Annotated in this window: 14 protein-coding genes and 1 pseudogene; 6 read left to right on the plus strand and 9 right to left on the minus strand. The window is 73.1% G+C overall.

Going from position 1 to position 15,075, the window contains the following annotated elements:
* Window positions 1–6: 6 nt before the first annotated feature.
* Window positions 7–1,389 (minus strand): DUF6777 domain-containing protein, encoded by a 1,383-nt coding sequence (locus ACFWBN_RS11205; protein WP_385174122.1) that lies wholly within the window; start codon window positions 1,387–1,389, stop codon window positions 7–9.
* A 163-nt stretch (window positions 1,390–1,552) separates the two neighbouring features.
* Between ACFWBN_RS11205 and ACFWBN_RS11210 the strand changes: the two genes are divergently transcribed.
* The 3 genes from ACFWBN_RS11210 to ACFWBN_RS11220 are packed head-to-tail and all read left to right on the plus strand — an operon-like array spanning window position 1,553 to window position 4,463.
* Window positions 1,553–2,473, plus strand: coding sequence for a YndJ family protein (locus ACFWBN_RS11210; protein WP_385174125.1), 921 nt, complete (start codon window positions 1,553–1,555; stop codon window positions 2,471–2,473).
* Window positions 2,470–3,003 (plus strand): DUF1990 family protein, encoded by a 534-nt coding sequence (locus ACFWBN_RS11215; RefSeq protein ID WP_385174128.1) that lies wholly within the window; start codon window positions 2,470–2,472, stop codon window positions 3,001–3,003. The genes ACFWBN_RS11210 and ACFWBN_RS11215 overlap by 4 nt, the downstream gene beginning before the upstream one ends.
* 20 nt (window positions 3,004–3,023) lie before the next feature.
* Window positions 3,024–4,463, plus strand: coding sequence for a lipase maturation factor family protein (locus ACFWBN_RS11220; RefSeq protein WP_385174131.1), 1,440 nt, complete (start codon window positions 3,024–3,026; stop codon window positions 4,461–4,463).
* A gap of 1 nt (window position 4,464) precedes the next feature.
* On the opposite strand, the gene ACFWBN_RS11225 is transcribed toward ACFWBN_RS11220, so the two are convergent.
* Entirely contained in the window at window positions 4,465–5,448 is a 984-nt protein-coding gene (locus tag ACFWBN_RS11225; protein WP_385174134.1) for an NAD-dependent epimerase/dehydratase family protein, read from the minus strand.
* A gap of 204 nt (window positions 5,449–5,652) precedes the next feature.
* Window positions 5,653–5,826, minus strand: coding sequence for a hypothetical protein (locus tag ACFWBN_RS11230; RefSeq protein ID WP_385174137.1), 174 nt, complete (start codon window positions 5,824–5,826; stop codon window positions 5,653–5,655).
* 339 nt (window positions 5,827–6,165) lie between these two features.
* Here ACFWBN_RS11230 and ACFWBN_RS11235 point away from each other — a divergent pair, with 339 nt between their 5' ends.
* Window positions 6,166–6,606 carry a hypothetical protein gene (locus tag ACFWBN_RS11235; protein WP_385174139.1) on the plus strand — a complete coding sequence of 147 codons (441 nt, stop codon included), beginning with the start codon at window positions 6,166–6,168 and terminating at the stop codon, window positions 6,604–6,606.
* 54 nt (window positions 6,607–6,660) lie between these two features.
* Here ACFWBN_RS11235 and ACFWBN_RS11240 read toward each other — a convergent pair whose 3' ends face one another.
* Window positions 6,661–8,148, minus strand: coding sequence for an SDR family NAD(P)-dependent oxidoreductase (locus ACFWBN_RS11240; protein ID WP_385174142.1), 1,488 nt, complete (start codon window positions 8,146–8,148; stop codon window positions 6,661–6,663).
* 253 nt (window positions 8,149–8,401) lie between these two features.
* Here ACFWBN_RS11240 and ACFWBN_RS11245 point away from each other — a divergent pair.
* Window positions 8,402–9,133 (plus strand): annotated as a pseudogene (locus ACFWBN_RS11245) (DMT family transporter); the annotation flags it as partial.
* A 105-nt stretch (window positions 9,134–9,238) separates the two neighbouring features.
* Here the strand turns inward: ACFWBN_RS11245 and ACFWBN_RS11250 are convergent.
* Window positions 9,239–10,534 (minus strand): transglycosylase family protein, encoded by a 1,296-nt coding sequence (locus tag ACFWBN_RS11250; RefSeq protein WP_385174145.1) that lies wholly within the window; start codon window positions 10,532–10,534, stop codon window positions 9,239–9,241.
* Window positions 10,535–10,719: 185 nt separating this feature from the next.
* Here ACFWBN_RS11250 and gndA point away from each other — a divergent pair, with 185 nt between their 5' ends.
* A complete protein-coding gene (gene gndA / locus ACFWBN_RS11255; protein ID WP_385174148.1) occupies window positions 10,720–12,165 on the plus strand; it encodes an NADP-dependent phosphogluconate dehydrogenase in 1,446 nt (481 codons plus the stop codon).
* A gap of 253 nt (window positions 12,166–12,418) precedes the next feature.
* Here the strand turns inward: gndA and ACFWBN_RS11260 are convergent, their stop codons facing one another.
* The 4 genes from ACFWBN_RS11260 to ACFWBN_RS11275 form a co-directional block, all read right to left on the minus strand.
* Window positions 12,419–13,045 (minus strand): aspartate/glutamate racemase family protein, encoded by a 627-nt coding sequence (locus ACFWBN_RS11260; RefSeq protein ID WP_385174152.1) that lies wholly within the window; start codon window positions 13,043–13,045, stop codon window positions 12,419–12,421.
* Window positions 13,042–13,383 carry a GNAT family N-acetyltransferase gene (locus ACFWBN_RS11265; protein WP_385174155.1) on the minus strand — a complete coding sequence of 114 codons (342 nt, stop codon included), beginning with the start codon at window positions 13,381–13,383 and terminating at the stop codon, window positions 13,042–13,044. The genes ACFWBN_RS11260 and ACFWBN_RS11265 overlap by 4 nt, the downstream gene beginning before the upstream one ends.
* A 15-nt stretch (window positions 13,384–13,398) precedes the next feature.
* Entirely contained in the window at window positions 13,399–13,818 is a 420-nt protein-coding gene (gene panD / locus ACFWBN_RS11270; protein WP_327418234.1) for an aspartate 1-decarboxylase, read from the minus strand.
* Window positions 13,819–13,945: 127 nt separating this feature from the next.
* Window positions 13,946–15,067 (minus strand): serine hydrolase domain-containing protein, encoded by a 1,122-nt coding sequence (locus ACFWBN_RS11275; protein ID WP_385174158.1) that lies wholly within the window; start codon window positions 15,065–15,067, stop codon window positions 13,946–13,948.
* Window positions 15,068–15,075: the final 8 nt, after the last annotated feature.

The raw sequence follows: 15,075 nt of genomic DNA on the forward strand, positions 1-15,075 counted from the left end.
GGCCGGTCAGGCGCTCTCCAATGAGTAGCCCGGGTCCGAGGGGTCGGTGAGCTGGTCCGGGACGGCGTACGGACTGTTGGGATCGCTGGGGCCGGAGGGGCCGTACGGGTCGTCGGGCGCGAGGGGGATCCCGGGGTCGCTCGCGGCCGGCGGCGGCAGGTCGGACGGGATGTCCGAGGGGAAGTCGGAGGGAAGGTCGGACTGCAGGTCCGAGGGGAGGTCCGACGGGAGGTCCGAGGGGAAGCCGGACGAGGGCGGCTGCTGGGGCGGGGTGGTCCGGTTCGGGGGCAGGCCCGGGCTCTGCGGCGAGCCGGTGGCATCCGGCGGGGCCGGCGTGGTCTGCCCACCCGGCGGGCAGTCCGTCGCCCCGGGGGCCGGGGCGCTCGGGGCGACGTCCGCGCCCGGCGTGGCGTCCGCGCCCGGGGTGGCGGGCGTACCCGGGCTGGCGGCCGTACCCGGGCCGGTGCCGGAGGGCGCGGGCGTCGGCGGCGCGGTGCGGGCCAGGCTGTTGCTGTCGGGGGTCGGGCACGGGTCCCCGGGCGTGGCTCCGGGCGGGGTGACGGGGCCGGTGGGGATGCCGTCGGCCGGGTCGAACAGGGGCGGCACGCGCGGGGTCCGGTCCTGGGCGCCGTCGTCGCCCCGCTTGCGTTCGATCCAGGTGTTGTCGGCGATGTTGACGATCACCAGGTTGTTGATCACCTGGGTGGTGGGCTCGATGACGACGACCTGGTTGGGCTGGTAGCCGTTCCACACCTCGCCCTTCTGCACCGGGGAGCCCTTGGGCGCGCGCGGGGAGAGCAGCGGGTTGCCGCACGCGCAGCGGACCCGGGGCATCCCGTGTTCGTCGACGAGGACGGCGGTGCCGGCCTGCAGGACGGACTGGAAACTGTCGGCGCGGCCGTCGCGGAATCCGTGGTTGGTGACGCGGGTGTCGGCGCGGAGCACCACGGGGGTCAGGCCCCGCAGGAATTCGGGGATCTTCTCCTCTTCGACGTCGGAGGCCTCGGCGAAGGCGCGGGCCTTGGCCTGGTCGGTGCTCAGGTAGCGGACCTGCTGTTCCACGTCGCAGCTGCCGAGCCGCTGGGTGCCCCCGTAGAGGCCGGGGGTGGCCGCGTTGACGGTACGGATGCCCTGGCCGGTCGGGTTGGGCAGCGGGGGCTGCACGGGGGCGGACTCGGCGGTGGCCGAGGAGGCGGTGAAGGGGTCGGGGCCGGCGGAGGCCACCGGCTGCAGGTAGAGCTCCTGGCTCTCCGCTCCGGCGGTGCCCCGGTTCTCCTCGGGGCTGCCGCAGGCCGCGGCGAACAGGCCGAGGGCGGCGAAGAGGGCGGCGCCGGCCGGTGCGTGACGGCGCGGCGCCTGACGAGGTGTCGGAGGTGTCGGTCCGTGCACGTGGATCTCCCTTTTCGCCCCGGTTGCTCCCTCTTGTCTGCCGCATCCGCGCGCATGCCGCAACCGGAAGAGTTCTTGAACATGTTCAAGGAAGCCCGTAGAGTCACGACCGTGAGTTGAACGCGTTCAAAGCGTTCGGCCGCGACCGGGAGGGGAGTCCGCCGTGACGGTACTGGTGAACGTGATCGTCACCCTGGGCATGCTCTGGGTCGTTCCGGCCGGCCTGCGCCTGATCGACCCGGCGGGCCTGCGCCGGGCCGCCCGCCTCTGGCCGCTGCCGGCCGCCCTCGGGGCGGTCTGCCTCTGGCTGCCGCGCGGCGCACTCGCCACCACGCTCGCCGCACTCTACGCGGCGGCCTGCCTGGCCCTCGCGGCGAGGGCCCCCGCCGCACTGCTGCGGGGCCGCGAGCCCGGCCCGGCCCGCAGGACACCGCCCGGCCCCGCCGACATCGCGGTCGCCACCGCACTGGTGTCGCCGTCGGTCGCCGGGACGGCGCTGGTCGCCGAGCGCGCCGGGTTCCGGCTCTTCGGCTTCGACCTCGACATCCTGGCGCTCACCGTGCCCCACTTCCACTTCGCCGGATTCACCGCCGCCCTGGTCGCCGGGCTGGTGTGCCGGGCCGCCGCGCCCGGACCCGGAGCGCGCTGGGCCGCGTACAGCGTCCCCGCGGGCACCCTGCTCGTGCTCCTCGGCTACTTCGTCGGCGACTGGGCCGAGCTGGTGGGGGCGGTGGTCCTGACCGGCGGGATGTGGGCGGTGGCCCTCACGACCTGGCGCGAGATCCGGCCCGCGGGCCGCGACCGCACCACCCGGGCGCTGCTCGCCGGCTCGGCCGCGGTCCTGGTGGCCACCATGCTGCTCGCCCTGTGGTGGGCGGCCGGCGAGGCCACCGGGATCGTCCACCCGACCCTGACCTGGATGGCCGCGACCCACGGCCTCGGCAACGCCCTCGGATTCGCCCTGTGCTCGGTGCTGGCCTGGCGCCGACTGACCGCCGACACCGGTGCCGGCGCCACCGCCGGCACCACGGCCGGCACCCCGGCCCGTACCGCCGCCGCAGCCCGACAGGAGATCACGCCATGACCCGCCTCATCAGCGCCGGCCTCGACGCCCTCAGCTACCCCGACCGGGGTGCGACGGCCCGCCGGCCGCTGCCCGCCGGCTACCACCACCTGCACCACCGCACCCGGATCGGCCGGGGCCGGGCGGCCTTCGAGGCCGCCGGGGTCGCGGTGACCACCTTCCACGCCCACCGCACCTCGGGGATGCGCGTACGGGCCGATTCCGGTGCCGTCCGCGCCGGCGACCGCGTCGAGGTGGGGATCGGCCTCGGCCCGCTGCGGATCACTGCTCCGTGCCGGGTGATCTGGACGGCGTACGAGCCCAGCCGCATCGGTTTCGCGTACGGCACCCTGACGGGCCACCCCGAATCCGGGGAGGAGTCCTTCATCGTGGAGCTGGACCCGGACGGCACGGTGTGGTTCACGGTGACCGCCTTCAGCCGCCCGGCGAGCTGGTACACCCGGCTCGCGGGCCCGGTGGTCCCCTTCCTCCAGCAGAGCTACGCGCGCTGGCTGGGCCGCCACCTGCGCAGGCTGGCCACGGCCGCCTGACCGGTCCGATACTGGAGTCGATGGACTGGTTCACGGCGCCCGGGTACTGGCTCGGCCGACTGGTCTTCCAGCGGGCCCTCGCCGGTGTCTACCTCTTCGCCTTCATCGGGGCCGCCCTGCAGTTCCGGGCCCTGATCGGGGCGAAGGGCATGCTGCCCGTGCCGCGGTACGTGCGGTACGTGCCCTTCCGGCGCGCCCCGAGCCTGTTCCAACTGCACTACTCCGACCGGCTCTTCGCCGGGTGCGCCTGGGCCGGCGCGGCCCTCGCCGCCGCGCTCGCCGCCGGGGCCGGGGACGAGGTGCCGCTCGGTGCGGCGATGGGCATGTGGGCGGTGCTGTGGCTGCTCTACCTCTCCATCGTGAACGTGGGGCAGACCTGGTACTCCTTCGGCTGGGAGTCGCTGCTGCTGGAGGTCGGCTTCCTGGCCGTCTTCCTCGGCAACGCTCGGGCCGGGCCGCCGGTACTGATCCTGTGGCTGCTGCGCTGGGTGCTCTTCCGGGTGGAGTTCGGGGCCGGGCTGATCAAGATCCGCGGGGACTCCTGCTGGCGCAAGCTCACCTGCCTCTACTACCACCACGAGACGCAGCCGATGCCGGGGCCGCTGAGCTGGTTCTTCCACCATCTGCCCAAACCCCTGCACCGGGTGGAGTGCGCGGCCAACCACGTGACGCAACTGGGCGTGCCCGTCCTGCTGTTCACCCCGCAGCCGGTGGCCTCGTACGCCGCGGGGATCATCGTGGCGACGCAGCTGTGGCTGGTGCTGTCGGGGAACTTCGCCTGGCTGAACTGGGTGACGATCACGGTGGCCCTGTCGGCGGTGGACTTCACCGGGCTCGCGGGCGCTCCCCCGGCCGCCGCCTCGCGGTCGGCGCCGGTGTGGTTCGTGGTCCTGGTCTGCGCGGTGACCGTGCTGGTGCTGGTGCTGAGCCGGCATCCGGTGCGGAACATGATCTCGCGGCGCCAGGTGATGAACCGCTCCTTCGACTCGCTCCACCTGGTGAACACCTACGGGGCGTTCGGCACGGTGGGCCGGATCCGCGACGAGGTCGTGGTGGAGGGGACCGCCGACCGGCTGCCGCACGAGGACGGCGACTGGCGGGAGTACGAATTCAAGGGCAAACCGGGCGATCTGCGCAGGATCCCGCGCCAGTTCGCCCCGTACCACCTGCGGCTGGACTGGCTGATGTGGTTCGCCGCGCTCTCTCCCGGCTACGCGCGGGACTGGTTCGGCCCGTTCGTGGAGCGGCTGCTGGCGGGCGACCGGGACACGCTGCGGCTGATCCGCCACAACCCCTTCCCGGACGCCCCGCCCCGCTACGTCCGCGCCCGGCTGTACCGCTACCGGTTCACCACCTGGCGGGAGCTGCGCGAGACGGGCGCGTGGTGGCACCGCAGGCTGGTGGGCGAGTACCTCCCGCCCACCCGCCTCGCGGAGGCCGCCTGGTCGGAGCCGGAGTAGTTCAGAGCCCCAGCAGCTCGGCCTCGCGCTCCGCCGAGATGCCCTTCTGCGGGCGATCGGACCGGTGCGGGGCGACTCCGCCGATCGAACCGAGCCAGGCCCAGGTGTCGGCGGCCGTCTCCTCGATCGGCCGGCAGACGAGACCCGTCGCCAGCGCCTTGGAGACGTCGCCGCCGAACATGTAGTCGTGCAGCTCGCCCGGGGGCAGCCAGATCGGCAGCTCGGTCCAGGGCTCGATCCCGGCCTCCCCGATCACCGCGGGGTCGGTCCAGCGCTGCTCGACCCGGCCGCCGGTGGCGGCGGCGCAGGCGTCCAGGAAGCTGCCCATGGTGGCGTGCCCGACCGGGGAGGCCAGGTTGTAGGGGCCGCCGAGCCCGGCCGCGGCGGCGTCCAGGGTCCAGCGCGCGAGGTCGCGCACGTCGATGTACTGGAGGGGGAGGTCGCGCGGGCCGGGGGCGAGCAGCGGGCCGCCGCGGGCGGTGCGGTTCAGCCACCAGGGCAGCCGGCCGACGTTCTCGTACGGGCCGATGATCAGCCCGGCGCGCACCAGCAGGGCGCGCTCGCCGAAGGCGTCGACGGCGGCGAGCTCACCGCCCCGCTTGTCCTCGGCGTAGGCGGTGGCCTCCGCGTCGAGCGAGCCCTCGACCACGGGGCCGTCCTCGTCGAGACCGGCCGGCGCGGGGTAGGAGTACACCGAGCGGCTGGAGACGTAGGTGTACTGCCCGGCGCGGCCGCTCAGCAGGCGGGCGCTGTCGCGCACGGCGGTGGGGGCGCCGCTCCAGGTGTCGACGACGAGGTCCCACTCCCCCTCGGCGAGGGCGTCCAGGCCCCCGGGGGCGGTGCGGTCCCCGTGCAGGGCCGAGGTGCCCGGCGGGGGCGCGTGGTGGCCGCGGTGGAAGACGGTCACCTCCCAGCCCCGGGCGAGGGCGTCCTCCGTGATCGCGCGTCCGACGAATTCGGTACCACCCAGCATCAGCAGTTTCATGCAGGTGAGCCTGCCCGGGCGGGCGCGGCACCGGAAGCCTTGATCGCCGACAGCGATGACGCTCAGGGCGTACGCGGTACGGGAACTCCCGGTGCGGGCCGGGCGGTCGGGGCCGGCCGGACAGCGCGGCGCCCCCGGTGCGGTCGGCACGAGGGGGCGCTTTGCATCGCTTCGCCGGCGCGCTCTCGCGGCGCCGCCGTACCGCTAGTCGATCCCGGGCAGGATGTGGGACTCCGCCAGGTCGTCCTCGTACCCGGCGAGCCGGATCGGGGCGGACCGGGCCCAGACTTCGAGGCTGCCCAGCTCGTCGGTCCGCGGCTTGGACCGCGATCCCGGTCGCTCCAGCAACGTCGGTTCGGGCTGCGTCTTTTCAGTCACCGCGCACTCCTTCGTGTCGCGTAACCCGGCAGGCGGACCGCGCGCCGGGCAGGGAGGAAAGGGTTTCCGGACGCGGTGGCGCCTTGGTGGAGCGAGGCCCGGATGGGGCCGTCTGATGCCCCAGAGTACACATATGAGCGGACCTCCGCTCGATAGAAAGGCAAAAACCGCGTCGCCCTCTTCTTTTCGCCGCGAGTTCAGGAAGTCGTCGGCCCGCGGGTGCGACAAGCATGGTCCGCTCGACGCCGAATGCGCGCGGGGACGACGGAGGGAGCGGCGGTGGCGAGGTCCGGGATTCCGGGGTCCGAAGTGCCGTACATCTCAAGCGTTTCGGAGCTGATGGATCTTCTCTACGCATGCCGCGATGGCCGCGGACTGCAGGCAGCGGCGCTGTTGCGGCGCTCCCGACCCTTCGATAAAGAGCTCCAAATCGCCGGTCTGGTGCAGGATCTCGGCGAGCTGCTCCGTCCGGGTGACGCGGCGGAGGCGGTGCGCCCGCTGCTGGGTGAGCGGGTGGCCCGGCTGCTACGGCTGCACGCGCGGGCCGCGGACGAGGCCGGGCTCCACGCCCTGGCGGCGGCCGGCCCCGACGGCGAGGCGGCGGCGACCCTGCGGCAGGCCCACGACGCGGCCGGGGCGGCAGGCCTGGACGCGGGCGTGCTGGAGGACTGGCGGCCGCTGCTGGAACTGATCGCGACGGGGGCCTGCCGGGCCGTCCGCTCCGGGAACGGGAACGACCCCCTCGGTTCGCCGAGGGGGTCGATCGCGGGGATCCCGTAGGACCGGGGGCCGTAGAGCCCGGAGCCGGGGGGCCGGGGCCGGGGGCCCGGCGTCCTACCAGTTCGCGGGGGCGTAGTCCTTGAGGAAGACGCCGAACAGGTCCTCGCCGGCCTCGCCGCGCACGATCGGGTCGTAGACGCGGGCGGCGCCGTCGACCAGGTCGAGGGGGGCGTGGAAGCCCTCCTCGGCGAGGCGCAGCTTGTCGAAGTGCGGGCGCTCGTCGGTGATCCAACCGGTGTCGATCGAGGTCATCAGGATGCGGTCGGTCTGGAACATCTCCTGGCCGCTGGTCCGCGTCACCATGTTCATCGCGGCCTTGGCGGCATTGGTGTTCGGGTGCCCCGCGCCCTTGTAGCCGCGGCTGAACACGCCCTCCATCGCCGAGACGTTGACCACGTACGCACGCCCGCTGGACGCCTTCCGGGCGGCCTCGGCCATCGCCGGCCGGAGCGCGCTGATCAGGATGAACGGCGAGGTGTAGTTGCACAGCTGGGTCTCGAGCAGCTCCACCGGGGAGATCTGGTCGATGGTCTGCACCCAGGTGTTGGTGTCGACGACGTCCGGCAGCAGGCCGCCCGCGTCGATGGCGGTGCCGTCGAGGTGCCGTTCGAGGCTGGCGTTGCCCGCGACGAGGGCGAGGTCGGCGACCTTCTGCGCCTCCAGCCCGCTCACTCCGACGGGCAGCGCCGCCAGGCCGTCGACCGCGCCGGAGTTGAAGGCGCCGATGACGTGGTGGGCGGGGAGCTCGCCCGCCGGCAGCGGGGCGCCCTCGCCCTCGACCAGCGCGGCGTACGCGGAGGGCAGGCGGCGCACGGTCTGCGTCGCGTTGTTGACCAGGATGTCCAGCGGACCGGCCTCGCCCACCTGGTCCGCGAGCGCCACGGCCTGGGCCGGGTCGCGCAGGTCGATGCCGACGACCTCCAGGCGGTGCATCCAGTCCGCCGAGTCCTCCATCGCCTTGAAGCGGCGGATGGCGTCCTTGGGGAAGCGGGTGGTGATCGTGGTGTGGGCGCCGTCGCGCAGCAGCCGCAGCGCGATGTACATGCCGATCTTGGCCCGGCCGCCGGTGAGCAGCGCGCGCTTGCCGGAGAGGTCGGCGCGGGCCTCGCGCTTGGCGCGGTTCTCGGCGGCGCAGTCCTGGCAGAGCTGGTGGTAGAAGTAGTCGACCTCGACGTACCGCGTCTTGCAGATGTAGCAGGAGCGCGGGCGCTGGAGTATTCCGGCGATCCGGCCGGCCTCCGTGACCGAGGAGGGCAGGATGCCTTCGGTCTCGTCGTCGATCCGTTCGGCGGAGCCGGTCGCGGTGGCCTCGGTGACGGCCTTGTCGTTGGCGGTCTTGGCGGCGCGGCGCTCCTGGCGGCGGCGCTGCTTGACCGTGCGGTAGAGGCCGGCGGTGGCGCGGCGTACGGTGATCGCGTCGGGGTGGTCGACGTCGAGCTTGTCCAGCTCGTCGAGCACGCTGAGACAGAGGGCCAGCCGCTCGGGGTCGATGCCCGGCCCGTAGGCGTGCCCGTGTTCCTGGCTGTCTTCGGTCACCGTCATGGCCGCTGCCGTTCCTTGCTCACTCGTCCGCATCCGCCTGCTGCGGAGGTCCCCAAAAGGGAAACTGTACGGATCCCACGTCCCGGGGTCCAAACCCGCTGCCCCGGTCCTCACGGACCGAGAGCGTCCGGTCACCGCACGCACACCCGGTCGGGTTTGGCCGGTCCTCTACTCCCGTACTACGCCCGGAGTATGAGCCGTGACCGCCTGTGGGCGGAGGAATAGCGTAGATCGCTCGGGCATTGTGGAGCTTATGAGTGCACTGGCGCTGTCGGTCCTGCTCTGCCTCGTGTCCGCCGTCGCGTACGCGGGCGGCGCGATCGTCCAGGAACGGGTCGCGGCGAGCACGCCGGACCGGCCGTACGCTCCGCTGCGCCGGGCCGGCTGGTGGGTCGCGGTCGGGCTGAACGGCCTGGGGGCCCTGCTGCACGTGGTGGCCCTCGCGTACGGGCCGCTCAGCCTGGTCCAGCCGCTCGGCGCCCTCACCATCGTCTTCGCCCTGCCCATGGCGGCCGTGTTCGTGGGCCGCCGCGCGGGCGCGGCGGCCTGGCGCGGCGCGGTGCTGGCCACGGCGGGCCTGGCCGGGCTGCTGGCCCTGACCGGCGGGGACGGGCGCGCGGCGCAGTCCCTGGCGGGCGGTGAGCGGAGCCTGCTGCTCGCCTTGACCGCGGCCGGGGTGGCGGTGCTGTTCGCGGCGGCGCACCGGATGCACCGGGCGGTGCTGCGCAGCGTGCTGCTGGCCGCCGCGGCCGGTACGGCCTTCGGCATGGCTTCGGTGTTCACCAAGTCGGTGGCCGAGAGCTTCGGCCCGGGCGCACTGGGCGCCCTGTGGCCCGACCTCGCCGCGATCGCGGTGCTGGCGGCCGGCGGGCTGCTGCTCTCGCAGGCGGCCTACCGGGGCGCGGGGCTGACCGCGCCGCTGGCCACGGTGACCGTGGTCAACCCCGTGGTCGCGGCGGCGGTCGGCATCTCGCTGTTCGACGAGGGCTTCCGGTACGGGACGGCGGGCGCGGCGGCGGCGGTGGCCAGCGCCGTGCTGGCGGCGACCGGCCTGGTCCTGCTCATGGCCGTGCCGTCGCACGTGCGCGGGTCAGATGCCGACGCCGTGGGCGCGGAGGTACTTGAGCGGGTCGATGTCGGAGCCGTAACCGGGTCCCGTGCGGATCTCGAAGTGCAGGTGCGGGCCGGTGGTGTTGCCGGTCGAACCGGAGCGGCCGATCCGCTGGCCGCCGGAGACCTGCTGGCCGGCCTTGACGGCGAGCGCCGACAGGTGGGCGTACTGGGAGTAGCGGCCGTCGGTGTGCCGGATGACGACCTGGTAGCCGTACGCACCGGCCCAGCCGGCGGAGACGACCGAGCCGGGTCCGACGGACTTGACGGAGGTCCCGGTGGCCACCGGGAAGTCGACGCCCGTGTGGTAGCCGCTGGACCAGGAGGAACCGGAGACGCGGTAGGCGGTGCCGAGGGCGGCGTCGACGGGGGCGGAGAATCCGCCCGCGGCCGGCTGCTCCTTCGCTGAGGCGGACTGCGCCGCCGGCTTTTCGGCGGGCTTTTCGGCCGGCTTCTCGGCTGGTTTCTCCGCCTGCTTCTCGGCCGGTTTCGGCGCGGCCTCGTCGGCCGGCTTGTCGGCGGGCTTCTCCGCCGCCGGCTCCACGGGCTTGACCGGTTCCGCCGTCCGCGGCGGCTTCTCCGGGTTCTGCGCGGGTGGTGCGGCGGTGATGCGCAGGGTGAGCCGCTGCCCGGGGAAGATCAGGTTCGGATTGGCGCCCACGGTGGCCCGGTTGGTCTCGTACAGCGCCTGCCAGCCGCCCTCGACGTGCTGTTCGGTGGCTATCGCCGAGAGCGAGTCGCCGGGCGCGACCACGTACGGGTTCGGCAGGACGGAAGTCCCGGTCGGGCGGGGCGTGGTGCCCTGCTGCCCGGTGGCGGCGGCCTTCGTCTGCTGCGCCGGGGCCTTCGCGCCCTGCCCCTGGCCCTTGCTTTCGGGCGTGACGGCGGGGGCCGGGGCGCTGCGGCTGAGTCCGGCCTGCTTCCCGCAGTTCGGCCAGGCCTGTGGCCCCTGGCCCTTCAGGACCTTCTCCGCGACGGCGATCTGCTGGTCCTTGGTGGCCAGGTCGGCGCGCGCGGCGTACGCGGTGCCGCCGAAGGCCCGCCAGGTGCTCTGGCTGAACTGGAGCCCGCCGTAGTAGCCGTTGCCGGTGTTGATGCGCCAGTTGTTCGTCGACTCGCAGGCGGCGACCTTGTTCCAGGTGTCCACGGAGGCGGCGTGGGCGGCTCCGGCTCCCATGAGCGGGAGCGCGATCCCGGCGCCGCCGGCGGTGACGGCGAGCGAGGCCCGGTTGATGCTGCTCGGCTGATACCGGCGGTGCCGGCCCCGTACACCCATGGGAGCCCCCATCGAAGACATCAGGAACCGCACAACCTAATCGTCTCGGCCGGGACACGACAAGGGGCGCAACAGGGCGCTCTTCAGCGGAATTTGACATTCCTTCGACCAGGGTGAGGTCGGCGGGCGCGGCGTTCGATGTAGCGTCGGTGTTCCCGCACACCGAAGCACGCAGGAGCGCACGCATGAGCACCAGCACAGCCCAGATCGGAGTCACCGGGCTCGCGGTGATGGGCAGCAACCTCGCCCGGAACTTCGCCCGCAACGGTTTCACCGTGGCCGTCCACAACCGCACCGCCGCGAAGACCGAGGCGCTCGTGTCGGAGTTCGGGCACGAGGGCACCTTCGTGGCGGCCGGGTCGGCGAAGGAGTTCGTCGATGCGCTGGAGCGCCCCCGGCGCCTCATCATCATGGTGAAGGCCGGGGAGCCGACCGATGCCGTGATCCGCGAGTTCGCCCCGCTGCTGGAGGAGGGCGACGTCATCATCGACGGCGGCAACGCCCACTTCGAGGACACCCGGCGCCGCGAGAAGGAACTGCGCGACCAGGGCATCCACTTCGTGGGCGCGGGCATCTCGGGCGGCGAGGAGGGTGCGCTGCTCGGCCCGAGCATCATGCCGGGCGGCTCGGCCGAGTCGTACGAGTCGCTCGGTCCGATGCTGGAGAAGATCTCGGCGAAGGCCGCGGACGGCACGCCGTGCGTCTCGCACGTGGGCCCCGACGGTGCCGGGCACTTCGTCAAGATGGTGCACAACGGCATCGAGTACGCCGACATGCAGCTCATCGCCGAGGCCTACCACCTGCTGCGCGAGGTCGCCGGCTACTCCCCCGCGAAGATCGCGGAGACCTTCCGGGCCTGGAACCGCGGGCGTCTGGACTCGTACCTGATCGAGATCACGGCCGAGGTGCTCGCGCACACGGACGCCGCGACCGGGCGCCCGTACGTCGACATCGTGACCGACGCCGCCGAGCAGAAGGGCACCGGGCGCTGGACCGTGCAGATCGCCCTGGACCTCGGCGTGCCGGTGTCGGGGATCGCCGAGGCCGTCTTCGCCCGCGCGGTGTCGGGCCACGGGGACCTGCGGGCGGCTTCGCGCGGGCTCGCGGGACCCTCGGCCGTGCCGCTCTCCCCGGAGGAGGCGGACGCGTTCGCCGCCCAGGTGGAGCAGGCGCTGTACGCCTCGAAGATCGTCTCGTACACGCAGGGCTTCCACCAGATCCGGGCCGGCAGCGAGGAGTACGGCTGGGGCGTGGACCTGGGCGCGGTGGCCTCGCTGTGGCGCGGCGGCTGCATCATCCGGGCCGCGTTCCTGGACCGGATCCGGGCCGCGTACGACGCGCAGCCGGGGCTGCCGAGCCTGCTGGCCGACGCGCACTTCGCCGAGGAGATCGGGGCCGCCCAGGACGGCTGGCGCTCGGTGCTGGTGGCGGCGGTGCGCCAGGGCATTCCGGTGCCGGCCTTCGCGGCCTCGCTGGCCTACTACGACGCGCTGCGCACGGAGCGGCTGCCCGCGGCCCTCACGCAGGGGCAGCGGGACTTCTTCGGCGCGCACACCTACCGGCGCACCGACCGCGAGGGTTCGTTCCACACCCTCTGGAGCGGCGACCGCTCCGAGGTCCGCACGGACTGAGCCGTTCGGCTCCGATCAGCTCCAGGGCCCGGGCTGCGGGATGGGCGCGGGCCCTGGCGGCGCGGGCACCGGGTCCGGCTCCGGGACGGGGCCGGGCACGGGCGGCACGGGGCGCGGGATCGGCCCGGGGTCCGGGAACGGCTCGGGTTCGGGTACCGGCGGCTGCGTCTCATCGACTCTTCGCACCATGCGACCCATTTTCCCGCGCTTTCGACGGGAATGCCCCTACGAGTCCCCCACCTGGCCCCGTCCCCTACCCCAGGGCGGCGGCCAGGCCCGGGGCCGGGCTGGACAGCACCGGGATCCGGGTCGTGACGAGATCCGCGGCGCCGGCCATGGAGGCCTGGGCCAGCACGATGACGTCGGCGTCGGTGACGGCGTCGGCGGCAGCGGCCACCAGGGCGAGGTTCCCGGCGACGTCCCCCGCCGCGAAGCGCTCCCAGGCCCCGGCGACCAGGTGCCCGCGGATCGTCACCGGCCGCTCGCCGGCCTCCTCGGCCAGCAGCTCACAGGTCGGGGCGAGGGTCGACTCCACGGTGGCCAGTACGGCGATCCGCGCGCCGGCGGCCACCGCGGCGGCCGCCATCGGCCGGTCCACGCGCACCACCGGGACGCCGAGCTCCGGAGCCAGGGCCTCCGCGGTCGCCCCGATCGTCGAACAGGTGACCAGTACGGGCGCCTGGCCGGCCCCCGCGCCGGCGAGCACCTCCAGCAGGGCCGGAGCCACCGCCTCCGGCCCTTCGACGCGGGCCCGCTCCAGCAGCTCCGGAACCACCAGGTGCCGCAGCACGGCCCCCGGGTGGTACCGGTCCCTCAGCGCGTCGAAGACCGGAACGTGCGCGGGTGAGGTGTGCAGCAGGACCAGCCGCGCGCCGCTCACCACAGGTCCGAGTCGGTGTCGAGCTGCGCCTTCGCCGCGGCCACGACCTCGGCCGGCGCCTCGGGCGCCTGGTCGGGATGTTTGGCGGCCCAGCTCGCGGCGTACGGGCAGAGCGGAACCACGGGCACGCCCTCGCCGGCCGCGATCCCGTAGAAGGTCTTCACCAGCCCCCCGGCGATGCCCCGGCCTTCGTGCCCCGGCTCGACGACGGTGTGCACGGCCACCAGCGCGTGCGGCGCGGCGGCGAGCACGAAGTACGCGATGAACCCGACCACCGCCCCGTCCTCGACGGCCAGCAGCCGCCCGGCCTTGCGGTCGTCCGTGAACTCGATCGCCATGGTCCCCGACTCCCCTCAGACAGCCACCGCGTGGGGGCTGCGCTCCTGATCCGTACCCGGCACCGGGGCGGAGGGATCCGCGCCCAGTTCGACGATCCGATTGTCCCCGTCGACGTGCACGACGCGGGGCTTCAGCACCCGCGCCTCGGCGTCCTCGACCTGCGCGTAGCTGATGAGGATGACCAGGTCCCCGGGGTGCACCAGATGCGCGGCGGCCCCGTTGATCCCGATGACCCCCGACCCCCGCTCCCCCTCGATGACGTAGGTCTCCAGCCGTGCCCCGTTGGTGATGTCCACGATGTGGACCAGCTCCCCGGGCAGCAGATCGGCGGCGTCCAGCAGATCGGCGTCGATGGTCACGGACCCGACGTAGTGCAGGTCGGCCTGCGTGACGGTGGCCCGGTGGATCTTGGACTTGAACATGGTACGAAGCATGTGGAAACTCCCGGAATGTCTGCTCCCTGCCTGCTTTCCGCAGGTCAAGGGCGGTCTCCGGAGCTTACAACGATTCGCTTGCCCGGTCAGCTGTCCCGGGCGCCGAAGGGCGGGTGACAGCCACCCGTCATTTGGTCCAGATGTCCAGCAATTGGTTGGCCGCGCGGAAATTGTCGGGTGAATCCGTGTTGCACGCGACGGTCACGGCAGTGTTGCGGTCCGGGCTCACCTTGAAGGTGCTGTGGAATCCCTCCCAGTCGCCGCGGTGCACCAGGCTCTTGTCGGGGAGGAGGAGGATTCCGGCCCCGTACCGCCCTTCCTCTATCCCGCGCTGCCGTAGGACGTCGCCCACGCTCACCGCTTCGTCCGTGACCCCGGTGAGCAGTTCCGTTCCACCGATGCGACCGGTGCGGTAATTGTCGGCCCAGCGGACGAATTCCCCGGGGGTGGTGTGGACGGACCCGTCACCGTACTGCTTCCAGGGGGAGGAATTGGGAGTGAAGGAGCCGTCCTTCTCGTCGTACGACTTCGCCTTGCCGGGAACGTCCACTGCCGGGGACAACGTCATGCGCAGGTGCAGTGGGATGAAGAATTCCTCTTGCAGGAAGGTCGGGAACGGCTTGCCCGTGACCCTCTCGACGACATGCGCCAGGAGGACGTAGTTGGAGTTGGAGTACGAGAAGCGCTTGCCCGGCGGATCTTCCGGCTGTGAGGCGAGGATGGCCGCGATCGCTTCCTTCTGGCCTGCCGGATCCGTCAGCTCGATGCCCTTGGCCTCCAGCAGGTCCTGGTAGTCGGTGATGCCGCTGGTGTGACGCATCAGGTCGCCCAGCGTGACGTCCCGCGTCCAGGCGGGCGGATGGTCGAGGAAGTCGGACAGGGGGTCGTCCAGCGCGAGTTGGTGCCGCCCGGCCAGCAAGAGGACGGCGTCCGCGGTGAATTGCTTGGAGTTGGACGCCATGTCGAAGACCGTCTTCGAGGTGATGGCGCGCCCGGTCGTCAGATCGGCCTTCCCCCTCCCCGCCTCCCAGACGACGCTTCCGCGTATGCCGACGGCTGCCGCACAGCCCGGGCCGTCGGGAGAAGGCACCAGCTTTTGGAGCACGTCCGCGCTGCGCTTCTCGCGGTCGTCGCCGGTCGCGTATGCCTGCGGGTGTGCGACACCGGCCAGTACGACCGCGGCCATGAGGATTCCGGTCGGCGCCGCGGCCGATCTGGTGCGCAGCCGTCGTACGTGTGGGCGTGGCATGTGCCCTC

Source organism: Streptomyces sp. NPDC059989, assembly GCF_042736975.1.
In the GTDB taxonomy this organism is placed as follows: domain Bacteria; phylum Actinomycetota; class Actinomycetes; order Streptomycetales; family Streptomycetaceae; genus Streptomyces.